23 protein-coding genes and 2 tRNA genes are annotated in these 25,199 nt (G+C 71.9%); 7 read left to right on the top strand and 18 right to left on the bottom strand.

The genetic code is table 11. From position 1 onward, the window contains the following. Window positions 1-2: 2 nt before the first annotated feature. Complete coding sequence (locus ACZ6QQ_RS01105) at window positions 3-635, top strand: DsbA family oxidoreductase (protein WP_465873275.1); 633 nt, start codon at window positions 3-5, stop codon at window positions 633-635. A gap of 80 nt (window positions 636-715) precedes the next feature. On the opposite strand, the gene ACZ6QQ_RS01100 is transcribed toward ACZ6QQ_RS01105, so the two are convergent. From ACZ6QQ_RS01100 to ACZ6QQ_RS01090, 3 genes are all read right to left on the bottom strand, one after another. Continuing rightward, on the bottom strand, window positions 716-1,267 hold the full coding sequence (locus ACZ6QQ_RS01100) for a YbaK/EbsC family protein (RefSeq protein WP_465873762.1): 552 nt from the start codon (window positions 1,265-1,267) through the stop codon (window positions 716-718). Between the two features lie 186 nt (window positions 1,268-1,453). Further along, on the bottom strand, window positions 1,454-1,651 hold the full coding sequence (locus ACZ6QQ_RS01095) for a hypothetical protein (protein WP_465873273.1): 198 nt from the start codon (window positions 1,649-1,651) through the stop codon (window positions 1,454-1,456). Between the two features lie 37 nt (window positions 1,652-1,688). Beyond that, window positions 1,689-2,471, bottom strand: coding sequence for an SDR family oxidoreductase (locus tag ACZ6QQ_RS01090; RefSeq protein ID WP_465873272.1), 783 nt, complete (start codon window positions 2,469-2,471; stop codon window positions 1,689-1,691). 101 nt (window positions 2,472-2,572) lie between these two features. Here ACZ6QQ_RS01090 and ACZ6QQ_RS01085 point away from each other — a divergent pair, with 101 nt between their 5' ends. Both ACZ6QQ_RS01085 and ACZ6QQ_RS01080 read left to right on the top strand, forming a co-directional pair. Next, the gene (locus tag ACZ6QQ_RS01085; RefSeq protein WP_465873270.1) at window positions 2,573-3,379 is read left to right on the top strand and encodes an alpha/beta fold hydrolase; all 807 of its coding nucleotides are present in this window, start codon (window positions 2,573-2,575) and stop codon (window positions 3,377-3,379) included. Beyond that, the gene (locus tag ACZ6QQ_RS01080; protein WP_465873269.1) at window positions 3,372-3,941 is read left to right on the top strand and encodes a TetR/AcrR family transcriptional regulator; all 570 of its coding nucleotides are present in this window, start codon (window positions 3,372-3,374) and stop codon (window positions 3,939-3,941) included. The genes ACZ6QQ_RS01085 and ACZ6QQ_RS01080 overlap by 8 nt, the downstream gene beginning before the upstream one ends. 16 nt (window positions 3,942-3,957) lie before the next feature. On the opposite strand, the gene ACZ6QQ_RS01075 is transcribed toward ACZ6QQ_RS01080, so the two are convergent. Together ACZ6QQ_RS01075 and ACZ6QQ_RS01070 are read right to left on the bottom strand one after the other, a co-directional pair. Then, on the bottom strand, window positions 3,958-5,406 hold the full coding sequence (locus tag ACZ6QQ_RS01075) for an MFS transporter (protein ID WP_465873268.1): 1,449 nt from the start codon (window positions 5,404-5,406) through the stop codon (window positions 3,958-3,960). A gap of 111 nt (window positions 5,407-5,517) precedes the next feature. Then, window positions 5,518-5,772 (bottom strand): hypothetical protein, encoded by a 255-nt coding sequence (locus tag ACZ6QQ_RS01070; protein ID WP_465873266.1) that lies wholly within the window; start codon window positions 5,770-5,772, stop codon window positions 5,518-5,520. Between the two features lie 224 nt (window positions 5,773-5,996). On the opposite strand from ACZ6QQ_RS01070, the gene ACZ6QQ_RS01065 reads away from it, so the two are divergent. Beyond that, on the top strand, window positions 5,997-10,475 hold the full coding sequence (locus ACZ6QQ_RS01065; protein ID WP_465873265.1) for an HAD-IC family P-type ATPase: 4,479 nt from the start codon (window positions 5,997-5,999) through the stop codon (window positions 10,473-10,475). Window positions 10,476-10,493: 18 nt separating this feature from the next. On the opposite strand, the gene ACZ6QQ_RS01060 is transcribed toward ACZ6QQ_RS01065, so the two are convergent. Further along, the gene (locus tag ACZ6QQ_RS01060; RefSeq protein WP_465873264.1) at window positions 10,494-12,146 is read right to left on the bottom strand and encodes a carboxylesterase/lipase family protein; all 1,653 of its coding nucleotides are present in this window, start codon (window positions 12,144-12,146) and stop codon (window positions 10,494-10,496) included. Between the two features lie 108 nt (window positions 12,147-12,254). Here ACZ6QQ_RS01060 and ACZ6QQ_RS01055 point away from each other — a divergent pair, with 108 nt between their 5' ends. Both ACZ6QQ_RS01055 and ACZ6QQ_RS01050 read left to right on the top strand, forming a co-directional pair. Next, on the top strand, window positions 12,255-13,571 hold the full coding sequence (locus ACZ6QQ_RS01055) for a sensor histidine kinase (protein ID WP_465873262.1): 1,317 nt from the start codon (window positions 12,255-12,257) through the stop codon (window positions 13,569-13,571). Continuing rightward, a complete protein-coding gene (locus ACZ6QQ_RS01050) occupies window positions 13,523-14,167 on the top strand; it encodes a response regulator (RefSeq protein ID WP_465873260.1) in 645 nt (214 codons plus the stop codon). Before ACZ6QQ_RS01055 ends, ACZ6QQ_RS01050 begins: the two co-directional genes overlap by 49 nt. A 37-nt stretch (window positions 14,168-14,204) precedes the next feature. Here ACZ6QQ_RS01050 and ACZ6QQ_RS01045 read toward each other — a convergent pair whose 3' ends face one another. The 7 genes from ACZ6QQ_RS01045 to ACZ6QQ_RS01015 all read right to left on the bottom strand — a co-directional run bounded on the left by ACZ6QQ_RS01045 (window position 14,205) and on the right by ACZ6QQ_RS01015 (window position 20,243). Beyond that, complete coding sequence (locus tag ACZ6QQ_RS01045) at window positions 14,205-14,498, bottom strand: MBL fold metallo-hydrolase (protein WP_465873259.1); 294 nt, start codon at window positions 14,496-14,498, stop codon at window positions 14,205-14,207. 15 nt (window positions 14,499-14,513) lie between these two features. Beyond that, entirely contained in the window at window positions 14,514-15,602 is a 1,089-nt protein-coding gene (locus tag ACZ6QQ_RS01040) for an S-(hydroxymethyl)mycothiol dehydrogenase (RefSeq protein ID WP_465873257.1), read from the bottom strand. Window positions 15,603-15,705: 103 nt separating this feature from the next. Next, a complete protein-coding gene (locus ACZ6QQ_RS01035; RefSeq protein ID WP_465873256.1) occupies window positions 15,706-16,329 on the bottom strand; it encodes a response regulator in 624 nt (207 codons plus the stop codon). A 24-nt stretch (window positions 16,330-16,353) separates the two neighbouring features. Further along, window positions 16,354-17,562: a sensor histidine kinase gene (locus tag ACZ6QQ_RS01030; RefSeq protein WP_465873254.1), complete on the bottom strand. Its 1,209-nt coding sequence runs from the start codon at window positions 17,560-17,562 to the stop codon at window positions 16,354-16,356. Between the two features lie 46 nt (window positions 17,563-17,608). Then, a complete protein-coding gene (locus ACZ6QQ_RS01025; protein ID WP_465873253.1) occupies window positions 17,609-18,403 on the bottom strand; it encodes an ABC transporter permease in 795 nt (264 codons plus the stop codon). Further along, window positions 18,400-19,416 (bottom strand): ABC transporter ATP-binding protein, encoded by a 1,017-nt coding sequence (locus tag ACZ6QQ_RS01020; RefSeq protein WP_465873252.1) that lies wholly within the window; start codon window positions 19,414-19,416, stop codon window positions 18,400-18,402. Before ACZ6QQ_RS01020 ends, ACZ6QQ_RS01025 begins: the two co-directional genes overlap by 4 nt. A gap of 206 nt (window positions 19,417-19,622) precedes the next feature. After that, a complete protein-coding gene (locus tag ACZ6QQ_RS01015) occupies window positions 19,623-20,243 on the bottom strand; it encodes a TetR/AcrR family transcriptional regulator (RefSeq protein WP_465873250.1) in 621 nt (206 codons plus the stop codon). Window positions 20,244-20,312: 69 nt separating this feature from the next. Between ACZ6QQ_RS01015 and ACZ6QQ_RS01010 the strand changes: the two genes are divergently transcribed. Beyond that, window positions 20,313-20,897 (top strand): peroxiredoxin-like family protein, encoded by a 585-nt coding sequence (locus ACZ6QQ_RS01010; RefSeq protein WP_465873249.1) that lies wholly within the window; start codon window positions 20,313-20,315, stop codon window positions 20,895-20,897. A gap of 156 nt (window positions 20,898-21,053) precedes the next feature. Here the strand turns inward: ACZ6QQ_RS01010 and ACZ6QQ_RS01005 are convergent. From ACZ6QQ_RS01005 to gyrA, 5 genes are all read right to left on the bottom strand, one after another. Next, window positions 21,054-21,129 (bottom strand) — tRNA-Ala (locus ACZ6QQ_RS01005). Window positions 21,130-21,176: 47 nt separating this feature from the next. After that, window positions 21,177-21,305: a DLW-39 family protein gene (locus ACZ6QQ_RS01000; protein ID WP_465873248.1), complete on the bottom strand. Its 129-nt coding sequence runs from the start codon at window positions 21,303-21,305 to the stop codon at window positions 21,177-21,179. 38 nt (window positions 21,306-21,343) lie between these two features. Then, a tRNA-Ile gene (locus tag ACZ6QQ_RS00995) sits at window positions 21,344-21,417 on the bottom strand. Between the two features lie 174 nt (window positions 21,418-21,591). Further along, entirely contained in the window at window positions 21,592-22,596 is a 1,005-nt protein-coding gene (locus ACZ6QQ_RS00990; RefSeq protein WP_465873246.1) for a DUF3566 domain-containing protein, read from the bottom strand. Window positions 22,597-22,599: 3 nt separating this feature from the next. Further along, complete coding sequence (gene gyrA, locus ACZ6QQ_RS00985) at window positions 22,600-25,122, bottom strand: DNA gyrase subunit A (protein ID WP_465873245.1); 2,523 nt, start codon at window positions 25,120-25,122, stop codon at window positions 22,600-22,602. Between the last annotated feature and the right edge of the window lie 77 nt (window positions 25,123-25,199).

Raw genomic sequence — 25,199 nt, 5'->3', positions numbered from 1 at the left:
GCGTGGAAATCGATCTCTACGCGGACGTCGTCTGCCCCTGGTGCTACATCGGTAAGACCCGGCTCGAAGAGGCGCTCAAGGGCTACGACGGCGAGGTGACGGTGCGGCTGCGGCCGTTCCAGCTCGACCCGTCGCCGGTGCCCGAGCCGCTGCCGGTGCTGGAGGCGCTGGGCGCCAAGTTCGGTGGCACGCAGCGGGCGGAGCAGATGATCGCCCATGTCGTGGGTGTCGCCGCCGGCGCCGGGCTGACCCTGCACTACGACCACGCGGTGGCCGCGAACACCTTCGACGCGCACCGGCTGGTCTGGTTCGCCGGGCAGCGCGGGCTGGACAGCACGATGGTCGACGCGCTCTACCGGGCCCACTTCGTGGACGGGGTCGACGTCGGGTCACCGGCCGCGCTCGCCCGCGTCGCCGCCGGGGTCGGCCTGGACGAGACCGAGGTACGCGAGTTCCTCGACTCCACCGCCGGCACCGCAGAGGTACGGGACGAGCTGACCAAGGCTCGCCAGTTGGGCATCAGCAGCGTGCCGACCTACATCCTCGCCGGCAAGTACGCGGTGGCCGGCGCCCAGGAGCCGGAGACCCTGCTCGCGGCCCTGCATGAGGTTGACCGACGCGAAGCAACCGCCTGAGCAGCACATTCGACTGTTGCACGTGAAACAGTATTGATCTGCTTCGAATAGTTGTACGGCCCGGACGCTGGTGACGGAAGTCAGGCGGCTGGCCGGGCCAGGTCGGTGACCACGTGCGCGTTGGGCAGGGTGGCCAGGGCCCGGCCCGGCACCGCGATCTTGCTGTGCCGTACGCCGGAGCCGATGATGACGTACTTGGTGTCGATCACGCGTTCGTCGACCAGGATCGGCCACTCCGTCGGCAACCCGATCGGCGTGATTCCGCCGTACTCCATCCCGGTGAGGCTGACCGCCTCGTCCATCGGGGCGAAGCTCGCCTTGCGTACGTCGAGTTGGCGGCGTACCACACCGTTCACGTCTGCCCTGGTGGTGGCAAGGATGATGCAGGCGGCGTAGCGGGTCAGCCCCTCCCGCTTACCGGCCACCACCACACAGTTCGCCGACACGTCCAGCCCCACCTCGTAGGCCGCGCAGAAGGCGGCGGTGTCGGCGAGTGTGGCGTCGATCGGTGCCACCAGGATGTCGTCCACCGGCACCGGGGACTCGACCGGCCAGCCCTGCACCGCCGTAACCACCGGCGGGGCGAGCAGGTCGAGGCGACTACGGGCCGGTCCCATCTGCAAGGTCCCCATCACGGCCCGATCCTCGCACCGCCGACGCCCGACCGCCCACCCCACCCCACCCCACCCGCCCCCGCCCCGCCCACCCCCGCCTCAGCGATCTAGGGCAAATACGTGCTTGTTGATCTCCAGCCACCACCATTTGCCCTAGATCGGCGCGTAGAAGGGCTCGTGGCGACGAGGGGCACGGACCGACGGTCAGCTTCCGGTGAGGAAGGCGTTCTCGCGGGCGAAGGTGCGCTCCTCCAGCCGGGCCCGCTCACGGGCCTGCTCGGCGTTCTCCTGCCGGGACTGGGCCACGTCCTGTAGACCGTGGCGCACGGCAAGGCGCATCACGCCGTAGAGGCAGGGGAATCCGGCGACGTACAGCAGCACTGCGGCAGCGACTTCAAGCATGGATTCACGTTAGGGCGACGGATTGTCCGAGAAGCCCTCATTTATTGCCCGGTCCCCCGTACGTGTCGGCAAGGTAGTCCGCCCAGGTACGGGTGCCGGTCGGGGTCGCGGTGGTGGTCAACCCGCCCTCGCGTACGGTCCGGCCGAACTTGCCCGGTAACCGGATCGGCAGGATCGGTCGGCGTCGGCGTCGTGCGGTCAGCCAGGCGGCGGCCGCCTCGTCGTACCGGAGCACCTGCGGGCCGCCGTACTCCTCGATGGCCCGGCTCGGGCCGGCGGCCAGCCGGTCCGCGAGCCGCCCGGCCACGTCGCCCGGGTCGACCGGTTGGGCCAGCATGGCGCGGTCGCCGAGCACCGGCCCGAGGCGGCTGGCGCTGGCCAGCATGTCGTCCAGGAACTGGGGGAACTGGGTGGCCCGCAGGATGCTCCAGGGCACCCCGCCCGCCGCCACCACCTGCTCCGCGGCGAATTTGAGTCGGAAGTACCGCATCGGCACCCGGTCGATGCCGACGATCGAGACGTACAGCAAATGTTGGATCCCGGCCTCGGTGGCGTCGGTGACCAGCCGGCGGGTGCCGGCCACGTCGACCCGCGCGCTGGTCGACCGGGTCGCGGAGGCCAGGTGGACCACGGCGTCGACGCCGCTGACCGCCAGGTCCACGCCGGTGCCGGCGGCCAGGTCGGCGACCACCCAGTCGACCCCGTCGGCGGTCGGTCGCGGCCGTCGGCTCATCGCCCGTACGTCGTGCCCGGCCGCGAGCAGGCGCGGTACGAGCACCCGACCGAGCGTGCCACTGGCACCGGTGACCAGAACCCTCATCGTGTAGTTCCTTCCGGTTCATCGGACGGGTAACCGCTGCACGGGTAACGGTGGCACAGGTCACGCTCGACTCGCTGGCTAATGATGTTAGCTTTACGGCTATGACGATTAACTTCCTTGATCGCGGCGAAGGCCGGATCGCGTACACGGTCCAGGGGGAAGGCCCCCTGGTCATCTGCCTACCCGGCATGGGCGAGCTGCGCTCGGTATACCGGTTCACCGTTCCCGCCCTGCTCGACGCCGGTTACCGGGTCGCCGTGCTCGACCTGCGCGGGCACGGGGACAGCGACGACGGCTTCCGCGACCACGACGACGAGGCGCTGGCCGGCGACGCTCTGGCCCTGATCGACCACCTCGGCGGCCCGGCGTTCCTGGTCGGCAACTCCATGGGTGGCAGCGCGGCGGTCCTCGCCGCGGCGGCGCAACCGTCCAAGGTCACCGCAACCGTGCTGATCGGTGCGTTCGTCCGGGACCCCAAGCTGAACCCGGTCATGGGTCTCGCGATGCGGCTGCTGCTGGCCAAGCCCTGGGGCCCGGCCGCCTGGCGGATGTACCTCAAGACGCTCTACCCCGGCCGACCCCCGGCGGACCAGGCCGAACACCTGGCCGAGATCGCGGCGAACATGCGCCGGGGCGACCACTGGCGCTCGTTCGTCAAGACCACCAAGCTCTCGCACGCCGTGGTCGAGGGGCGGCTCGACGCGGTCCGGGCCCCCACCCTCGTGGTGATGGGCGAGAAGGACCCGGACTTCTCCGACCCGGCGGCCGAGGCCCGGTACACGGCACAGCGACTCTCCGGCGAACTGCTGCTGGTGCCGAAGAGCGGCCACTACCCGATGACCGAGTACCCCGAACTGGTCAACCCCGCACTGATCGCCTTCGCCGACCGGGTCCACGGCAATGCCTAGAGCCGGCCTCACCCCGGCGATCGTCGTCGCCGAAGCGGCCCGGGTCGCCGACGAACAGGGACTCGACCGGCTCACCCTGGCCGCCGTCGCGCAGCAACTCGGCGTCACCCTGCCCAGCCTCTACAAGCACGTACGGGGTCTGGACGGGCTCGCCCAGCAGCTCGCCATCCGGGCGCTGGGCGAACTGACCGAACGGCTCACCGAGGCCACGATCGGGCTCTCCGGCACCGCCGCCGTACGGGCGATGGCCTCGGCGTACCGGGACTACGCCCGTACCCATCCGGGCAGCTACGCGGCCACGCTCCGGGCACCGGAGCCCGGCGACCCGGCACACGTGGCCGCCGCCGAACGGAGCGTACGCGTGGTCTACGCGGTGCTGGCCGCGTACGGCCTGGACGGTGACCGGGCGATCGACGCGACCCGGACGCTGCGCAGCGCCCTGCACGGATTCGTCACCCTGGAGGCGGCCCACGGCTTCGGATTGCCCCGCGACCTGGACCGCTCCTACGACCTGCTGGTCGAGGCGCTCGACCGGGCGTTGCGCACCTGGCCCGAGGACTGAGCGGGCCGGGTCCGGTTCACGTACGGGGATTGACCCGGCCGGCGACCAGCCCGCCGAGCACCGCCAGGCCGGTGGCGACCCCGAACCCGGTCAGGTAGGTGCCCGGCCCCGGTGCGGCGGTCGCGGCGAGCAACGCCCCGGTGAACGCCAGTACGGTCGCCCCGGACAGCGAGTCGCTGAGCTGGAGCGCCGAACTGCTGCGCCCCTGTTCCCCCGGCGCGGACAGCTCCAGGGTCAGCACCGAGATCGACGGGTAGGCCAGCCCGATGCCGACGCCCGCCACCGCCCAGGCAACCATGCCGACCACCACCGGCACCGCCGTGGCCAGCATCAGCGGCGCGGCGGCACCGATACCGAGGGCCAGCAGCAGCAGCCCGACCCGGGGCAGGGTGGCCCGCGACTTCGGCTGCCGGACCCGGCCCTGCACCCAGGAGCCGAGCGACCAGGAGACCGCGCCGGCCGCGAGCGCGGCACCGGCCAGCGCCGGGGCGAGGTCCCGTTCCCGGGTGAGCAGCAACGGGATGAACACCTCCGCCCCGAGGAACGCCGCCGCGGCCAGCCCGCGCAAGGCGATCACCGTCGGCAGGCCGCGCGCGGCCCGGAGCACCCCGGCCGGCAACAACCGGGGTACGCACAGCGCCAGCCCACCGAGCGCCAGCACCACCGGTACGACCGCCGTGGTGCCGGACTGCTGACCCCCGATGTGCAGCAGTCCGGCACTCACCGCGGCCCCGCCCGCCCAGCCGATCCGGGCGACCGAGCCGGGCGCGAGCCCACGCCGCACCGCCCGCTCACCGCTCTCGTCGGCGGGTTGGTCGTCGCCCTCTTCGGCAGGTTGGTCGTCGCCCTCGGCAGCGGGTTGGTCGCCGACCCGGCGCAGGGCGGGGCGGATCAGCAGCACCGCCGGGACGGCCAGGGCCGGTACCGCGAGGAAGACCCAGCGCCAGCCGACGTACTGCACGATCAGTCCGGCGATCGCCGGTCCGACCAGCGACGGCACCACCCAGGCAGCGGCGAACGCGGCGAAGACCCGCCGGTGCAGCACCTCCGGGTACGCGCGCGCGACCACCACGTAGAGCGCCACGATGAGCAGGCCCGAGCCGAGTCCCTGGAGCACCCGCCCGATCACGAACTGCACCATGTTCGGGGCGGTACCGGCGACCACCAGGCCGACGACGAACCAGCCGACGCCGTGCCACACCGGCGCGGCCGGGCCTCGGGCGTCGCTCCACATGCCGGCGAGGACCATGGTCACCACACCGGCGGCGGCCGGCCCGCCGAACGCGAGCGCGTACAGGCGCAACCCGTCCAGCGCGTCCGCGATCGTCGGCATCGCGGTGGCGACCGCCAACGCCTCGAACGCGAGCAGCGAGATGAGCGCCACCATGCCCACGGTCAGCGCTCGGTACCGCCGGTCGAACAGCCCGCCGACCGACGGAGTCGGTGCCACCAGCGCGGCGGTCACCGGGACAACTCGATCATGGCTCGGCGCCCCTTTCCGTACGGCCGGCGGTGGACCGGCCCCGAGGCACCAGCATCAGACATGAACCGAGGTTCAGGTCAACCCGAATGATCGTTACGCCTGCTGCAACGCCTCACCCAACCCTCGTGCCAACCCGGAAAAACGCTGGTCGGCGATGAGATGGCCGGCGGTGATCACCAGCGCCAGCGGCCACTCGATGATCTGGAGGGCGGCGAGCACCCCGAGACCGGCGTAATAGGCGATCTTGTCCGGTGGCGGGACCGCGAACTCACCCAGTCCGGGGATCCGTACCCTCCCGGCGTACGACTCGACCACCTTGCGCGGATCGTGCAGCACGCTGGCGTTCATGCGTTTCCTCCCAGGGTCGACGTGTGCCGTTGGCGTTCCACGGTCGGCGTCGTCCATGCCTGCGGCCGAGCCGAAAACCCGGAAAGCTCGCCACCCCGGCACGCATAACCCATCCACCTCTGGGAAGGCAGGGCCGACCGTGGATCGGGGGGCGAAATGGCGTACACGAGCATGACGAGTCGACAGCAGTCACCACGGCACGAAGCCGTCATCCGCGCGGCTCGATGACGCCCTTCGGCCTCAACCTCACCGGAGCCCTGCCGGCGCCAACCATCTCGACCCTGCTCGGTGGGGTCTCCCGAGGCGCCCACGAACTCGTCAACCGGGCCGGCACCCTGGCCGACCGGGGTGCGCGCGCCGCCGGGCTGACCCAGCGCGGGGTGCGGTCCCGACCCGGCCGGCACCACATCGAGGTACGCGGCGTGGCCCAGCCCGGCAGCGAACCGCTCGCCCGGCGGGTCGAGGAAGCCCTCGAACGGATCCCCGGCGTGCGCTGGGCGCGCGTCAACGCGCCCACCGGTCGGGTGGTGGTGGCGGTCGGCGAACCCGCGCCCCGGCTGCGGGACCTGATCGCCACGATCGCCGCGGTGGAACGTACCGACGGCTGTGAGCACCACCCCGACGACCGGCCGCCGCACCCGCCCGAGGAAGGCCCACGGACCCGGCGCGCCGTTTCCACCCTGGCCGCGGACGCCTTCGGCCTGGGGCTGACCGTGGCCACCCGGATCCTGCCCTTCGCCCCGTTGCCGGGTGAGTTCGCCGGCCTGCTCAAGGCGATCGACATGCAACCCCGGCTGCACGCGCTGGTCGGCCAGGGCCTGCGCGGCGACCACCGCGCGGACTCGTTCCTGCCGCTCGCCGAGGCGGTGGCCCTCGGCCTGACCGGCGGCTGGGCGGGCATCCTGCTCGACGGCGCGCAGCGGGTGCTCCAGTGGCAGGAGGCCCGCGCCCAGCTCGCCGCCTGGCAGGACGTGGAACCGAAACTCGCCGGTACGCCCGAACTGGCCTCGGCGGCCCCACTGCTCGACGGCCGTCCCCGACCGAAGCCGGACGGCCCGCTGGAGCGCTACGTCGGCCGTACGCTCACCGCCGGAGCCCTCGCCGGGGCGACCGCGCTGCCGTTCGCCGGCCCCAAGCGGGCCGCCGCCCTGGCGATGTCCAGCCTCTCCATGGCGCCGTTCGACGGGCGCGAGGGCTACGCCGCCCAACTCGGCCGATCGCTGGCCGCCCGGGGGGTGATCGCCATGGACCGGTCGGTCCTGCGCGAACTGGACCGGGTCGACACGCTGGTGCTGGACGAGTCGGTGCTGCACTCGAACCGGGGCACACTGACCGACCTGGTGCCGCTCACCGACGACCAGGAGGAGGTCGCCGGCCAGGCCTTCGCCCTGTTCGACCCGACCTGCCCGGCGCAACTGCGCCAGGCGGACGGCTGGCGCCTCGGCCCCTTCGCCGACCTGGGCCTGCCCGCGCCGACCGGGCACCCGGAGGCCAGCCGGCTCTTCGGCTCCGGTGGCAGCGTGCTCGGGCTGGCCCGGGGCGACGAACTCGCCGCCGTCGTCAAGTACGAACCGGAGCCGGCGCCGGGCGTGGACGCGCTGCCGTCGACCACCCGCCGGGTCGGCGTACGACTGATCGTGGCGAGCACCGACGCCGACCGGTACGACTTCGCCGACGCCCTGGTGCCGGGCGGCCCCGAACTGACCGCGTCGATCCGGAAGCTCCAGGCCGAAGGGGCGATGGTCATGCTCGTCTCCGGTGACCGGCGGGCACTCGGCGCCAGCGACTGCGGACTGGGCATCTGGCACCCGGGTGAGGCGCCGCCGTGGGGTGCGCACCTGCTGGTCGGCCCGAACCTGGAGGTGCCCGCGCTGATCGTCGAGGCGGTCGGCGTGGCCAAGACGCTGACCCGGCAGAACATCGCCCTCGCGGCGGCCGGCACCGGCCTCGGCGCCCTCACCGCCTTCACCGCACCGGTCACCATGCTGCCCCGCCGGACGATGAACGCGGTCAACGTGACCGGGGCGATGGCGCTGGCCAACGGCGTCTGGCGGGCCAAGCGCCTGCCGACGCACACCACCGTCCCGCCGACCGGGGTCGCCACACCGTGGCACCTGATGCCGGTGCCGACCGTGCTCGCCCGCCTGAACACCAGCTCGGACGGGTTGAGCGGCGAGGAGGCGCAGCGGCGTGGGCACGACACCGGCGCGGACGACCAGCCCGGTATGAACCTCGGCCGGGCCTTCGTCGACGAACTCGCCAACCCGCTCACCCCGGTCCTGGCCGCCGGGGCCAGCCTCTCCGCGGCGGTCGGCTCGGTGGTCGACGCCGCACTGGTCGGCGGCGTGGTCGGGCTCTCCGCGCTGATCGGCGCCATCCACCAGATCAACACCGAGAAGTCGCTGGCCGAGTTGTTGTCCCGGTCGGCGGTCACCGCCCGGGTGCGGCGCGACGGCGAGGAACGGGTCGTCGCCGCCACCGACCTGGTCCCCGGTGACGTCGTCCTGGTCGGGCCGGGCGACGCCATCCCGGCCGACTGCCGGGTGCTGGAGGCCGCTGGGCTGGAGGCGGACGAGTCGTCGCTGACCGGCGAGTCGCTGCCGGTGACGAAGAACAGCCCGCCGGTGGTCGCCGCCGCCGTCGCCGACCGGCACTCGATGCTCTACGAGGGAACCACGGTCGCCGCCGGCCGGGGCGTCGCGGTGGTGGTCGCCACCGGCGCCGACACCGAGGTGGGACGCGGGATGGCGCTGGCCCGCCAGGCACCGCCGAGCAGCGGCGTCGAGGCGCGGCTGACCAAGCTGACCAAGGCCACCATCCCGGTCGCCACCGGTGCCGCGATGGCGGTCGCCGGGGCGGGACTGTTCCGTGGCGTACCGCTGGCCGAGACGGCGGCGACGGCGGCGAACCTCGCCGTGGCGTCGGTGCCGGAGGGGCTGCCGTTCCTGGTGAGCGCGGCCCAGTTGGCCGCCGCCCGGCGGCTCGCCGAGCACGGCGCCCTGGTCCGCAACCCGCGCACGATCGAGGCGCTCGGCCGGGTGGACGTGCTCTGCTTCGACAAGACCGGCACCCTGACCGAGGGCCACCTGCGGCTCGCCGGGGTCGGCGACAGCGAGCGGTACGCCGAGGTCGACGCGCTCGACCGTACGCTGCGCCGGGTCCTCGCGGCAGCCCTGCGGGCCACCCCGCAGGCGGAGCAGCCGGAGCAGCTCAGCGGGCAGACCGACCGGTCGGTGCTGATCGGCGCGCAGACGGCCGAGGTCGAGCCGACCACCGGCTGCCGCAGTTGGCGCTTCGCGTCCGCGCTGCCGTTCGAGCCGTCCCGGGGTTACCACGCCACCGTCGGCAGCCGGCACGAAACGTACCTGCTCAGCGTGAAGGGCGCGCCGGAGACGATCCTTCCCCGGTGCGCGCGGAAGCGGACCCGCGACGGGGAGCAGCCGCTGGACGACGCCGGCCGGGAGGCGCTCCAGCAGATGATGAACCAGCACGCGGGGGCCGGACAGCGGGTGCTGGCGGTCGCCGAACGGGTGGTCGACGCCGACCGGGTCGCCGACGCCGACGTCACCGACCTGACCTTCGTCGGCTGCCTGACCCTGGCCGACGGGGTGCGGGCCAGCGCCGCGCCGGCGGTCGCCCGGATCCGGCAGGCCGGGGTGCACACCATCATGATCACCGGTGACCATCCGGGTACCGCCGCCGCGATCGCCTCGATCATCAGCACCGACGACGCCGAGCAGCGCGTCGCCACCGGTACCGAACTCGACCGGCTCGACGACGCGGCGCTCGCCGAGCGGCTGGCCCGTACCGACGTCGTCGCCCGGTGCACGCCGGCCCACAAGGTACGGATCATCCAGGCGCTGCAACAGGCCGGGCGGGTGGTCGCGATGACCGGGGACGGCGCCAACGACGCCCCCGCGATCCGGCTCGCCGACGTCGGCATCGCGCTCGGGCAGCGCGGCACCCCCGCCGCCCGGGCCGCCGCCGACCTGGTGGTGACCGACGACCGGCTCGAAACGATCATCGCGACCCTGGTCGAGGGCCGGGCCATGTGGTCCTCGGTACGCCACGCGCTGAGCATCCTCGTCGGCGGCAACCTCGGCGAGATCGCGTTCAGCGTGCTGACCGCCGCCGCCACCGGCCGCTCCGCCCTCAACGGTCGCCAGCTGCTCCTGGTCAACCTCCTCACCGACCTGGCCCCGGCGATGGCGATCGCGATCCGGGCACCCAACCCGGACGCCACCGACGGCCTGCTGCTCGAAGGACCGGACAGCTCCCTCGGCGGAAGCCTGAACCGGGAGATCGCGGTACGGGCCGCGACCACGACCCTCGGTGCCACCGCCGGCTGGACCATGGCCCGGTACACCGGTCGGCAGCGGCGGGCGGGCACAATCGCCCTCGCCTCGCTGGTCGGCACCCAACTCGGGCAGACCGTGGTGGACGGTGGCGCCAGCCCGGCCGTACTCGCCTCGACGGCGGGCTCGCTGGCGGTGCTGGCCGGCGTGATCCAGACCCCCGGCGTGAGCCAGTTCTTCGGCTGCACCCCGCTCGGCCCGCTCGGCTGGGGTATCGCCGCCGGCAGCGCGCTCGGCGCCACCTTCGCCAGCACCACCCTCGGCCGCCTCCTGACCCGCGCCGCCGACGACCACGAGTCACCCGCCGACGGCGCTACGCCTCCCGATGACGACCACCGGGAGGCGTAGCGCCGGAGACGGGACGACTCAGTCGTCGAGCGAGCGCCAGAAGTCGTACCGGTGCGCCTGGCCGAAGTCGACCGGCCGGATGACGTCCGGCGCCAGGGACTGCACCCACCGACCGGAGAACTCCGACCAGTGCGGTGCACCCCCGCCGTTCGGGTTACCGGTACGCGCGAACCGCGTCCAGTAGCCGATCATCTGCTCACCCAACCGGGCCTGTACGTCGCCGAGCGGCTCCGCGTAGTCGACGTCGAACAGGTAGGGCAGTTCGGCGGTGTGGAACGCGCCGAGGGGGAAGCTGGGCGGGTTCGCACCGACGAAGAAGGGTGCCCGGTCGTCGGCGAACTCGTAGGCGTACGTGGGGGTGTGCCGGGCCAGGGTCTTCGCCGTGTCGAGAGCCGGCCGGGACCAGATCGAGTCGGTCAACACGGCACCCAGCGCGAGGCTCGGTGAGGCGTACGACCCGCTCGGGTAGCGGTCCCGCACCCGCTGCGCGTCGTCGGCGAACAGCTCGTCCAACTGGGCGTGGTACTGGTCCACCGTCAGCGGGCACTCTTCGGGCCGACCGGGAATCGACGGCACCCCTCGTGCGCAGTTGTCGCCGGACACCTCCATGCCCCACACCCGCAGGCGCTCCTCGTCCCGGTTGCTTCCGTGCATCACCGGCACCCGGTTGAAGTGCCCACTCTCCAGCGCGCGGGCCGGGTCGACGGGCAGCACCGGACCGCCGAGCACCGGACCGAACTCGATCCGGTCGCCCTTCTCCAGCACCTCGGTCACATCCGTACGGCGCAGACAGGCCGCGGCGGTGGCCGGATCGGAGCAGCCGAGGTCCTGCGCCACCGAGAGCCCTTCCCGCTCGGCGGTCTGCCGTGGCCGGGGCGACGACGGCGTCGACGGCGACCAGCCCGTGGTGCACGGACCGCTCTGCATGATCACCCGGTGCATCAGCCCGGCCGAGGCGGGGGAGGCCAGGTGGGCGCAGATGCTGAAGCTGCCGGCCGACTCGCCGAACAGGGTGACGTTGCGCGGGTCGCCCCCGAATGCGGCTGCGTTGCGGCGTACCCAACGCAGCGCCGCCTGCTGGTCCTCCAGGCCGAAGTTGCCGGAAGCGGCCGTACCGGCGTCGAGGGCCGGATGGGCCAGGAACCCCAGCATGCCCAGCCGGTAGTTGACCGATACGACGATCACGTCGCCCCGTACCGCCAGGGACCGGGCGCCGTAGACGTCGCCGGCACCGTACTTCAGGCTGCCGCCGTGCAGCCAGACCATCACCGGCAGCCGCTTGCCCGTGGTCCGGGCGGGTGTGGTCACGTTGACGAAGAGGCAGTCCTCGGCGGTGCTCGGGCGGCCCATCGGGACCCCGGCGGGTTGGGCGCAGGCGGCACCGGCAACGGTCGCGTCTCGTACCCCGGACCAGGTCGCCGGTGGTCGCGGCGAGGACCAACGCAGCTCGCCCACCGGCGGTGCCGCGTACGGGATGCCCAGGAAGGAGCGGTGGTCCGCGCTGACCACCCCGCGCACCGGACCGCTGTCGGTACGGACCACGGCCGGGTCCCGCCCGGCGTCCGCTGATCCCGCCGAGGCGGTACCGACGCCGATGGCCGTGCTGGTGAGGACGATGGAGATGGCGGCCAGGCCGCGTACGGCCCGGCGGAGAACACTCGTTACGTTCATGGCTTCGAGCCAATCCGATCCGGCCGGCGGACACAGGGGTGACACCTCCCGAAGCCCGGTGGTGCTAACACCACTGATCTCCCGACCGGTACCGTCCACACTGGCCACATGGCCACTCAGACTCTGCATTCGTGGATCCGGTCGCTGCGGCCGTGGGGGCGACACGGACTCCTCGCCGCCCTGCGCGGGCTACCCCACGCCGTCCTCGCCGTCACCGCGAACATCCTCCTGTTCGTGCTCTCGGTGCTGTCGATCGTCACCACGGTGCTCGGCGTCGGGTTGGTCGCCGTACCGGTGGTCACGGCCGCCGTACGCCGGGTCGCCAACCTGCGACGTCACCGCGCCGGCACCTGGGCGCAGGTCCCGATCCCGGTCCCCTACCGGCCGGTGCCGACCGGGCGACAGAACATCCGGCAGCGTTACCGGTTCACGGTCACCGACCCGGCGACCTGGCGTGACCTGCTCTGGCTGCTGCTGGAGATCCCGGTGGGCGTGGTGCTCGGGCTCGTTCCCACCCTCCTCGTCCTGTACGGCCTGCTCGGCGTCGTACTCGAACCGGTCCTGCTCGGGGTGGTGCTCGGCCCGTTCGGCTACGGCGCCACCTGGCCCGTCGACGACCCGGCCACGAGGCTGCTCGTCTTCCCGCAGGGGGTGCTCATCCTGGCCACCGGGTTGGCGGTGGCACCGCTGGCGCTGCGCGCACACGCCCTGTTCGCCCGCTGGCTGCTCGCTCCGACCCGGGCCGCCGCGCTGACCCGACGGGTACGGGACCTGACCGACAGCCGCGCGGACACGGTCGACGCGCAGGCCGCCGAGCTGCGCCGGATCGAACGGGACCTGCACGACGGCGCCCAGGCCCGGATGGTGGCGGTCGGCATGACGATCGGGTTGGCTGAGGAGCTGGTCGGGAGGGACCCGCAGGCCGCCCAACGGCTGCTGGGAGAGGCCCGGGAGGCCAGCGGCCGGGCCCTGGTGGAGCTTCGCGACCTGGTACGCGGCATCCACCCGCCGGTGCTCGCCGAGCGCGGCCTGAGCGGTGCCGTACAGGCACTCGCCCTTGCCGTGCCGATGCCCGTACGGGTCCGGGCCGACCTGCCCGGACGAACGGCGGCACCGGTCGAGTCGGCGATGTACTTCGCCGTCGCCGAGGCGCTCGCCAACGTGACCAAGCACAGCCGGGCCCGGACGGCGTGGATCGAGCTGACCTACAGCGACGGCCGGCTCGTCGTCGTGGTGGGCGACGACGGGGCCGGTGGCGCCGACCCCGTTCGGGGCACCGGCCTGAGCGGTATCGGGCGTCGGCTGGCGGCGTTCGATGGCACGATGAGCGTCACCAGCCCGCCCGGTGGACCCACCGTCGTCACCATGGAGCTCACGTGCGAGTTGTCATCGCCGAAGACCTTGCCCTTCTCCGGGACGGCCTGACCCGGCTGCTCACCGCGTTCGAGTTCGAGGTGGTCGCGGCGGTCGACAACGGTCCGGCCCTGCTGCCGGCGCTGACCACCCACCGGCCCGACGTGGCGGTGATCGACGTACGGCTGCCGCCGACCTTCACCGACGAGGGGTTGCAGGCCGCGATCCAGGCCCGTGCGCAGCTGCCCGGACTGCCGGTGCTGGTCCTGTCCCAGCACGTCGAGCAGCTCTACGCCCGCGAACTGCTCTCCGACCGTGGCGGCGGGGTGGGTTACCTGCTGAAGGACCGGGTGTCCAATGTGGGGCAGTTCGTCGACGCGGTACGTCGGGTCGCGGCCGGCGGCACCGTCATGGACCCCGAGGTGGTCGCCCAGTTGATGGCCCGGCACACCGGTGACGAACCGCTCGCCGAGCTGACCCCGCGCGAGCGCGAGGTCCTCGGCCTGATGGCCGAGGGACGCTCGAACGCCGCCGTCGCCAGCCGACTCTTCGTCACCGAGAAGGCGATCAGCAAACACATCAACAGCATCTTCGGCAAGCTCGGCCTGCCGCCCTCCGACGACGACAACCGGCGGGTGCTGGCCGTGCTCACCTACCTCAACGCCTGAGCGGCACCGGTCGGCGACAGCACGCGGGTCAGTGCCCTCAGGCCAGCCACTCCTCCAGGTGCGGCGCCTCGGCGCCGATCGTCGTGGAGTCGCCGTGGCCGGTGTGCACCACCGTCTCCGATGGCAGCCCGAGCAGCCGGTCCCGGATCGGGGCGACCCAGAGCACCCGGTCGGCGGGGTGCAGCAGCACCGGTGCACCGGTCGCCTCGGCCAGGTCCGGCGCCACCCGTACGTGGTCGCCGTGGGCATGGCTGGCGAGGATCGCCCGTACCCGGCGGTCGCCGACCGCGCGTACGATCGCCGCCACGTCGTGCGGGGCGTCGATGATCACGCACTCGTGCTCGTCTCAGAAGACCACCACCGAACGGAGTACGTCGCCCCGGTGCATCCGGGTGAACGCCTCCTCGACCCGGTCGAGCGCGATCTCCTCGGTGACGAAGCTGTCCAGGTCGAGCCGGCCCTGTAGGTACAGCTCGGTGAGCAGGGGGAAGTCGCGGCTGGGCAGGCAGTCGCCGTACCAGCTCGACTTCAGCGCGCCACCGCGCCCGAAGACGTCCAGCAGCGGCAGCTCGGGCACCTTCATCTCCGGTGTCGGCACCCCGACCAGGACCACCGTGCCGGCCAGGTCGCGGGCGTAGAACGCCTGTTGCCAGGTTTCCGGGCGGCCGACCGCGTCGACCACCACGTCGGCACCGAACCCGCCGGTCAGAGCCTTGATCGCCTCGACCGGGTCGGTCTCGCGCGCGTTGACGGTGTGGGTGGCGCCGAATCCGCGCGCCCATTCCAGCTTCCGGGGGTCGGTGTCGACCGCGATGATCGTGGTCGCGCCGGCCAGTACCGCACCGGCCACCGCACCGTCGCCGACGCCACCGCAGCCGATCACCGCGACGGAGTCGCCGCGGGTCACCCCGCCGGTGTTCATCGCCGCGCCGAGACCGGCCATCACCCCGCAGCCGAGCAGGCCGACGGCGGCCGGTCGGGCCGCCGGGTTGACCTTCGTGCACTGTCCGGCGTGGACCAGGGTCTTCTCCACGAACGCGCCGATGCCCAGGGCCGGCGACAGTTCGGTGCCGTCGGTGAGGGTCATCTTCTGCTTGGCGTTGTGGGTGTTGAAGCAGTACCAGGGCTTGCCCTTGTTGCAGGCCCGGCAGTCGCCGCAGACCGCCCGCCAGTTCAGCACGACGAAGTCGCCCGGCGCCACGTCGGTGACCCCCGCGCCGACCTGCTCCACGATCCCGGCCGCCTCGTGGCCGAGCAGGAACGGGTAGTCGTCGTTGATGGCGCCCTCGCGGTAGTGCAGATCGGTGTGGCAGACCCCGCAGCTCTGTACCCGGACCACCGCCTCACCCGGTCCGGGGTCGGGCACCACGATCGTGGCGACCTCCACCGGCATGCCCTTGGCCCTGGAGATGACCCCGCGTACTTCCTGACCCACTGGTCCGCCTCGCTTCCGCCGCGTTCGATCCCGGTCCTGAACTCGACGTATCACACCATGTGCATGAATCGAGGGCCAGAGCTGCGACGCCGGTGGACGGCGCTCAGTCGCCGAGCAGCCAGCCGTTCTGCTCGGCGATCCGGACCGCCTCGGTCCGGTTGTGCGCCCCGGTCTTGCCGATCGCGGCGGAGAGGTGGTTGCGTACGGTCCCCTCGGACAGGTGCAGCGTCGCCGCGAGTACGGCCACCGCACCACCGCCCCTGGCCGCCCGCAACACCTCGGTCTCCCGTTCCGTGAGCGGACTGACGCCGCTGGCCAGGGTTTCCGCGGCCAGCGTCGGGTCGACCACGCGCAGCCCGGCGTGCACCCGGCGGACGGCGTCGGCGAGTTGCCGGGCCGGGGTGTCCTTGACCACGAATCCGTCCGCCCCGGCCTCCATCGCCCGGCGCAGGTAGCCGGGCCGACCGAAGGTGGTGACCACCAGCACCCGGCAGCCGGGAACGCCGGTCCGCAGGGCGGCGGTGGCGGCGATCCCGTCGAGTCCGGGCATCTCCACGTCGAGCAGCGCCACGTCGGGGCCGGTACGCCGGGCCGCGTCGAGCACCTCGTCACCGCGCCCGACCTCGGCGACCACGGTCAGGTCGGGTTCGAGGGAGAGCAGCGCGGCCAGGGCGCCCCGGACCAGCGCCTGATCGTCGGCGAGCAGCAACCGGATCGGCTCGGTCACGACCCACCCCGAATCCTTGTCGGCTCAGTCACGACCCACCCCGGATCCGTCGAGGTCGACGCGGAGGCGGAAGCCCCGGCCACCCGTACCCCGGCCGATGGTGACCCGTCCGCCGGCCTGGTCGGCGCGTTCGCGGAGCCCGACCAGGCCGTGGCCGCCGTACGCGGGGTCCGGTCCGGTGGCCGGTCGGTCCGGGTCGGTGCCGGTGACCGGGCCCCGGCCGTCGTCGAGCACCTCGACGTGGTCCGGGCCGAGCCGGATGGTGCAGCGCCGGGCGCCGCTGTGTCGTACCACGTTGGTCACCCCTTCCCGGACCGCCCAGCCGAACAACTCGGCCCGGCCGGGTGGCAGTTCGGGAACCGTGACCGGCAGGTCGGCCCGGATGTCCGCCGCGTCCAGCGCCGCACGGGCGCCGGCCAGTTCGCCGGCCAGGGTGACCTCACGGTACGCCCCGACGGTGCTGCGTACGTCGGCCAGCGCCTCGCGGGCCAGCCGCTCCACGTCGGCGATCTCGACGGCCGCCCGGGCCGGGTCGACCTCCAGCAGTCGGCCGGCGAGTTCGGCCTTGACCGCGACCACGGTCAGCGAGTGGCCGAGGATGTCGTGCAGGTCGCGGGCGGCGCGGGCCCGTTCCCCGGCGACCGCCAGCCGGTGGATCTCCCGTTGCGCGTTGAGCAGGTCGGTGTTCCGCTCGGCCAGCCGGGTCACCCCGAAGGTGGCGAACGCGGCCAGCAGAACGGCGAAGACCAGGTCGGACTGGCTGCGCCAGGCCGGTACGGCCAGCGGGGCGGCGGCCGCGACCGCCGCCAGTACGGCGACCACCAGCAGGGCGGTACGCCGGGGCAGCAGCAGCACCGTCGCGGTGGCCAGGTAGACGATCGTGACCAGCCAGTCCGCTCCGGCACCGGGGATGGCGAGCAGGCCGAGGCAGAGCAGCAGGGCGAGCAGTGCCCAGCTCAGCCGGGGAGAGAGCAGTCCCCAGGTGTCCGGGGTGCCGGCGCCCCGGAGGCGGTGCCGGGCCTGGACCACCAGCACGAAGATGAGCACGTAGCCGAGGCCGAACCCGGCGAGCGCGCCGACCGCCAGGTCCCGGGCGACTCCCGGCGGGTGGTGCCAGGCGGAACCGATCGGCTGGCCCAGGTAGACGAGCCAGATCGCGCCGACCACCCAGCCGAGGTCCCGCCGGGCCTTGCGGCCGGGCCACCACCGGGCCGAGTGGGGCGGGGAGGTCACCAGCCCACCCTAGCCACGGCGGTGGCGCGGGCCGCCGGATCGCCGGTCATACCCGCTGGGTGTCCCGGCGGAACAGACGGGCCGCGCCGAAGCCGAAGGCGACGGTCCAGGCCAGGACGTTCCCGACGGCGGCCAGGGTGAAGCCGGAGCCGGTCAGTGGGCTGCGGGCGATCTCGCCGACGCCGTACACGGGGGTGAACTTGGCGATCTCCTGCATGGCCTGCGGCAGCACCTCCAGCGGCACGAAGAGGCCGCCGAACAGGGCGAGGATGGCGAGGATCGGGCCGAGGAACTGCATCACGTTCTCGGCCGGGGCGAGGTAGCCGACGAAGAGTCCGAAGGCGGCGAAGACCAGTGAGCCGAGCCAGGCGGCGAGCCCGGCGAGGAGCCATACGTGCAGCGGCATCCGTACGCCGGACAGGCTGCCGACGGCGAACTCGACCACGACCGCGACCAGGCCGAGCGCCATCGCGGTGAGCACCTTCGTGGTCACGTACGCGGCCGGGCGCAGCGGGGTGAGCCGCAGTTGCCGGCTCCAGCCCAGTGCGCGTTCGACCGCGACCATGCCGCCGCTGCTGGTCGTGGCGACCATGGCGCCGTACACCGCCAGGCTGATCATGATGTAGCCGGTGACCGGGGATCCGCTGTCCAGCGTCTGTCCGCGTTGCGGCAGGCCGAGCAGGAGGAAGAAGACCGCCGGCATCACCAGGACGAAGATCATCGTACGGCGGTTGCGCAGCACCCGACGAATCTCCAGCAGCAGGAACGTCGTCGTGAAGCCGCCGAGTGCCGGACGCTGCCGGGGTACGGCCCGCAGGGGCGGGGTGGCGGTGCTGGTCATCGGTTCCTCCCGGCTTCAGTGGTGGCGGTGGACGCCGCGCCGGGCTCCGGCACCGCGTTCGCGGCTCGGGCCGGAGCGGTCCCGGCGGCGGTGAGGGCGATGAACGCGTCCTCCAGGTTGCGCGAGGTGATCTCCAGGTCCCGCGCGTCGGTGCTGCCGAGCAGGTACCGGGCGACCGCGTCCGAGTCGGTGGCGTGCAGCAGTACGGTGTCGCCGCGTACCTCCACCGAGTCGACGCCCGGCAGCGCGGCGAGCCGTACCTGGTCGGCACCGGGCAGCGTGGCCCGGACCAGCCGGCCGGCGGCCAGGTTCTTGATCTCGGCACTGGTGCCGTCGGCCACGATCCGCCCCTGCCGGATCAGCACGATCCGGTCGGCGTACGCGTCCGCCTCCTCCAGGTAGTGGGTGGCGAACAGGATCGTCCGGCCCGCTCGCGCGTCCTGCCGGATGGCGGCCCAGAAGTCCCGCCGCCCCTCGACGTCCATCCCGGTGGTCGGCTCGTCCAGCACCATCAGGTCCGGGTCGGAGAGCAGCGCCAGGGCGAACCGGAGCCGCTGTTGCTGGCCGCCCGAGCACTTGCCGACCCGCCGGTCGGCGATGCCGGCGATCCCGGCCCGGTCGAGCACCTCGGAGACCGGGCGGGCGTGGGTGAAGAAGGTGGCGGTCATCCGTACCGTCTCGGCCACGGTCAGGTCCTTGAGCAGCCCACCGGTCTGCATCACCGCGGCGATCCGGCCCTGCCCGATCGCGTCGGCGGGGGCCTGCCCGTAGACCCGTACGCTGCCCGAGGTCGGCCGGGCGAGGCCGAGCAGCAGGTCGATGGTGGTCGTCTTGCCGGCGCCGTTCGGGCCGAGGAAGGCCACCACCTCGCCGGGCTCGATGCGCAGGCTGAGGCCGTTGACGGCGGTGACCGGGCCGAAGGTCTTGGTCAGTCCGGTCAGCTCCACGGCGGGGCTGTCGGCACCGGTCGCCGCCGACCGGGCGGTCGGCACGGCGGTGGTTGATCGCGTCATGCGACAAGGCTGCGCCGTCGGGCGGCGGTCCCGATCGGCCGCGCGTCATCACCTGACCATGACATTTGTCAGCGGGAGATCAGATGTTCGACGCCTGAAGTGGGCGCAAACTCGACCCGGTCGGGGTCCGGGCCCTGTTCACCGCCGTCGGTGAGGACCGGATGCCGCAGTGGCCGGCCGAGAGTCCGCAGTGACCGGGTAGCCGGTCAGGGCGCGGTGAGCGCCCCGAGTCCGGCCAGCACGATGGCGAGCCCGCCGCCGAACTCCTCCGCGACGGGGATCTCGCGGGCGGTGCGGGCGGTCTCGGCGAGCAGCGGGAACGGGGTCGGCGGCAACTCCGCCAGCACGACGGTGCCCGGCCCGGAGAGCGGGCCGAACCGTGCGGCGCTGAGCGCGCCGACCAGGTAACCGATCAACGTACGGAAGGCGATGACCCGCTGCCGGTCGTGGAAGCCCGCGTCGGTCAGGATGCCGAGCAGCGCCTCGCCGCAGGCCATGACGCGCGGGTTGCGGTGCCGGTGGGTGAGGAACAGCGGTACGACGGCGGGGTGTGCGCCGACCGCCTCCCGGATCCGCTCGAACAGTACGGTGACCCGCCCGGCCCACGGACCGGCCGGCGGAACCGGGTCGAGGTCGCGCAGCACCAGGTCGACGACGAGTTGTTCGAGTTGCTCGCGGTCCTCGACGTAGCGGTAGAGCGACATGGTGCCGGTGCCGAGTTCGAGCGCGACCGTACGCATCGACAGGGTGTCCAGACCGGCGCGGTCGATCACGGCGAGCGCGGCGGCGGCGATCCGCTCGTGGGTGAGGGACTTCGGACGAGGCATGGCCTTGACAGCGTACGCCATACGCTTACGCTCGTAGGAGTACGCCGTACGCCTACGAGAGGAACGACCATGTCCAGGGACAACGCCCGTCGACTACCGCCCGGACACCTCGTCGCACCACTCGAACTGGTCACGGTCGACGGTGAGCCGATCGCCGTACCCGCCCCGGACCGGCTCGTCCACCTCCAGTTCCGGCGGTTCGCCGGTTGCCCGGTCTGCAACCTGCACCTGCGTTCGGTGGCCCGCCGGCACGCGGAGATCGAGGCGGCCGGCGTACGCGAGGTGGTCTTCTTCCACTCCGAGACGGACGAACTGCGGCAGCACACCGTCGACCTTCCGTTCGCGGTGATCGCCGACCCGGACCGGCGGTGGTACCGCATGTTCGGGGTGGAGGCCGCGCGCCGGGCACTGCTCGACCCGAGGGCCTGGGGACCCATCGTCGGCTCGATCGCACTCGACCTGGTGAGGGTCGCCCGGCGCGGGCAGCCGCTGCCCTCGACCGATCCGACCGGCGGCCGGATCGGTCTGCCGGCCGATTTCCTGCTCGACGGCGACGGTCGGGTGCTCGCCGCCAAGTACGGCGACCACGCCTACGACCAGTGGTCGGTGGACGAACTGCTCGATCTGGCCCGCGTCGGCACCCCGTCCGGCTGACCCGCGTCGAAGACACTTCACCAGCGGCAGGTCCGGAAAGGCGGCTGTCTCCGACTGGTTCCCGCTATCGAATTCGGCGTGGTCGGGGAATCGGTATTGCCGTCAGGAAAGCGGGCCCTGGTCGTACTCGTACCCAGGGTCGACGCGTGGAAGTGCTGGTGGAGCCAAGGGGACTCGAACCCCTAACCCCTGCCTTGCAAAGGCAGTGCTCTGCCAGTTGAGCTATGGCCCCTGGGGGGCGGCGGTGAGCCGCCGGGTCGGGCAACCCCGATCGAACGACTATCGCAGGTCGGGCGCGGTGGTGGCCTCGTGCCACAGGGCCCGCTCGTCGTTGGATTCCTTGACCTTCTTGACGATCAGGGCCGCCACACCGACAACGCTGGCGAGGATCAGAAGCTTCTTGAACATGACAGTCCCTCACGCTCGACTGCTGTCGGATCTGAAAGTGGGGCTAGCTGGAATCGAACCAGCGACCTCAGAGTTATCAGCTCTGCGCTCTAACCGACTGAGCTATAGCCCCTTGCGACGAGCAAGGTTACCGTACCTGCGGGCCATGTCCCAACTCGGGGGCTGACCCCCATGCTGACCTGCGGTAACAACTGTTACCGGCAACCCTGCGGTCGTCGCAGACGCTACCGAAAACGAAACGCCGGGGCCACCGCAATACCTGCGGCGCCCCGGCGTCAGCACGTTGTCAGTCGCGCTCGGCGAGGGTCAACTCGATCCCGCCGACCAGGTCGGCGCAGACGTTGTAGACGAACGCGCCGAGCGTGGCGAGCGCGGTGAAGAGCACCACGTTCACCAGCCCGATCAGCGCCGAGCTGAGGATCACGCCCTTGGCAGTGATCTTCAGGGCGTTGTCGCTCTGCCCGCCACCGGCGTTGATCAGGTCGGTCAGGCTGCTGTTGACGCTCTCGAACACGCCCATCGCGTCCAGCGCGAGGTAGAGCACCGAGGTTGCCACGATCACGACGACGAAGAGCACCAGCGACACCGCGAACGAGAACTTCATGACCGACCACGGGTCGATCCGCTTGAGGTTCAGCCGGGCCCGTCGCGGCCCCCGCGAGGCGGCGGAGCCGACCGCACTGCGGGCCGACCGTACGGCCTCGCTGACCCGGGCCGCACCGACGGCGGCGGCGCCACCGAACGTACGGGCCGGGCCGCCGCCCGGATTGGGGCGGGCCGTTCCGGTCGCCCGTGTCTCGTCGGAACCACCCGATCCACCCGTGGGTACGCCGGACGCCGGCTGACCCAGCACGGACATACCCGGCATACTCTGCCCCCCGGCGGTCTGTCCCGATGTCGGGCCGCCGGAGCGGTCCGGCATCGACGGTCTGGTCTGCGCGCCCGGCCGGCTCTGACCACTCGGCCGACTCTGGCTCGATCGATCGACGGACGGCGGGCCGCTGGCCGGCGCCGTCGCGTCGGCTGTCGGTCCGGACGCCGGGGTCGAGGGCGAGCCGCCCTCGGTGCCGGATGCCTCGGCCGGACGGCTGCCCGATTCCCCGCCGGGCTGGTCCGGCGGGGGTGGCATGCCGGGGGCCCGGGTGAACTTCGGCGACGGTGCGTCGGCGGGGACTACCGCCCGGCCGACGGCCGCGCGGCCGGTCGCTGGTGCGCCGCCTGCGGCGGCCTCCTCGTCGACCGGGTTGGCCGAGGTCCCCGCACTCCCCGACTTCGCCTGTGTCTCCGTCATCAACTAGTCCTGTTCGTCAGGCTCGTCGGCATTGCGAGCAATGGCCACGATCGTCACACCATCCGGGAGGTCCATAAGCTTGACCCCCATTGTGTTCCGATCGCGTGTACGGCGTACAGGCTTCACCGGAGTCCGGATGACGCCGCCGTTACTGGTGATCGCGAACAACTCGTCGTCCGGACTGATCACCACTGCGCCGACCAGTCCACCACGTCGCTCGGTGATCTTCGCGGTCAGCACACCCTTTCCTCCCCGGCCCTGGACCGGATATTCCTCGATCGGCGTACGTTTTGCGTACCCGCCGTTCGTTGCCACCAGGACGTCCATCCCGTCGGTGACCACCTCCATGGCCAACAGGACGTCGTCGTCGGTGAAGCGCATCCCGATCACGCCCGAGGTGGCCCGGCCCATCGGCCGCAGTGCCTCGTCGGTGGCGTTGAACCGGATCGCCTGTGCCTTTTTGGACACCAGCAGGAGATCGTCCTCGGGTCCGGCAAGCGCCGCGCCGACCAGCTCGTCCTCGTCGCGCAGGTTGATCGCGATGATGCCGCCGGAGCGGTTGGAGTCGAACTCCTCCAGCTTGGTCTTCTTGACCAGGCCCTTCTGCGTCGCCAGCACCAGGTAGGGCGCGACCTGGTAGTCCGGGATCTGGATGACCTGGGCGATCTGCTCGTCCGGCTGGAAGGCGAGCAGGTTGGCCACGTGCTGGCCCTTTGCCGTACGGCTCGCCTCCGGCAGCTCGTACGCCTTGGCCCGGTAGACCCGGCCCTTGTTGGTGAAGAAGAGCATCCAGTTGTGCGTCGAGCAGACGAAGAAGTGGCTGACGATGTCGTCCTGGCGCAGGGTCGCACCACTGACACCCTTACCGCCCCGGCGCTGCGACCGGTACAGGTCGACCTTGGTGCGCTTGGCGTAACCGGTACGGGTGATGGTGACCACGACGTCCTCGCGGGCGATCAGGTCCTCCATCGAGACCTCGCCGTCGAACGGCAGGATCTTGGTACGCCGCTCGTCGCCCCACTTCGCCACGATCTCGCCGAGCTCCTCGGAAACGATCTTCCGCTGCCGCTCCGGCTTGGCCAGGATGTCCTTGTAGTCGGCGATCTCGATCTCGATCTTCGCCAACTCGTCGATGATCTTCTGACGCTCCAGCGCGGCGAGCCGACGCAGCTGCATGTCGAGGATCGCGGTCGCCTGGATCTCGTCGATCGTCAGCAGCGCGACCAGGCCCTGCCGGGCCTCCTCGACGGTGGGCGAGCGCCGGATCAGCGCGATCACGTCGTCGAGCGCGTCGAGCGCCTTGACCAGACCGCGCAGGATGTGTGCCCGCTCCTCGGCCTTGCGCAGCCGGTACGCGGTCCGCCTGCGGATCACCTCGACCTGGTGCTCGACGTAGTACCGGATGAACTGGGCCAGGTTCAGCGTGCGCGGCACCCCGTCGACCAGCGCCAGCATGTTGGCGCCGAAGGTCTCCTGGAGCTGGGTGTGCTTGTAGAGGTTGTTCAGCACCACCTTGGCGACCGCGTCGCGCTTGAGCACCAGCACGATCCGCATACCGGTACGCCCGGAGGACTCGTCCCGGATGTCGGCGATGCCGGCGAGCTTGCCCTCCTTGACCAGCTCGGCGATCCGCTCGGCCAGGTTGTCCGGGTTGACCTGGTAGGGCAGCTCGGTGACGACCAGGCAGGCCCGCCCCTTCTTGTCCTCCTCCACGTCGACCACGGCGCGCATCCGGATCGAGCCACGCCCGGTCCGGTACGCGTCCTGGATCGGCTGGTGCCCGACGATCAGCCCGTGGGTGGGGAAGTCCGGCCCCTTGACGATCTCGATCAGCGCGTCGAGCGTGGTCGCCTCGTCGACGTCCGGGTTCTCCAGGCACCACTGCACCGCGGCGCCGATCTCCCGCAGGTTGTGCGGCGGGATCTTGGTGGCCATCCCGACCGCGATGCCCTCGGAGCCGTTGAGCAGCAGGTTCGGGATCCGGGACGGCAGGATTGTCGGTTCCTTGGCCCGGCCGTCGTAGTTGTCCTGGAGGTCGACGGTGTCCTCGTCGATGTCCCGGAGCATCTCCATCGCCAGCGGGTCGAGCTTGCACTCGGTGTACCGCATGGCGGCGGCGGGGTCGTTGCCGGGCGAGCCGAAGTTGCCGTTGCCGTCGACCAGCGGGTAGCGCAGCGACCAGGGCTGGGCCATCCGGACCAGCGCGTCGTAGATGGAGGAGTCCCCGTGCGGGTGGAACTGACCCATCACGTCGCCGACGACCCGGGAGCACTTCACGTACCCGCGGTCGGGGCGGTAGCCGGAGTCGAACATCGCGTAGAGGATCTTGCGGTGTACGGGCTTGAGTCCGTCCCGTACGTCCGGCAGCGCGCGACCGACGATCACGCTCATCGCGTAGTCGAGGTAGGACCGCTGCATCTCCACCTCGAGCCCCACCGGCTCGATGCGGTCGTGCTGGACCACCGCCGCGACGGCGGCAGCCGGATCGACCGGCTCGCTATCGAAGGACTCGGGAGTATCCGTCACTGTCAACCCTTATCAGACTAATTAGCCGCTTTACCTGTGGATAACGGCTGTGGAAACCGTCGAAGCTGTGGATAACC

The sequence above is a fragment of the Micromonospora sp. NPDC049529 genome (genome assembly GCF_055586685.1).
The sequence above is the reverse complement of the archived record's forward strand: the minus strand, read 5'-3'. Positions and strand labels throughout refer to the sequence as shown.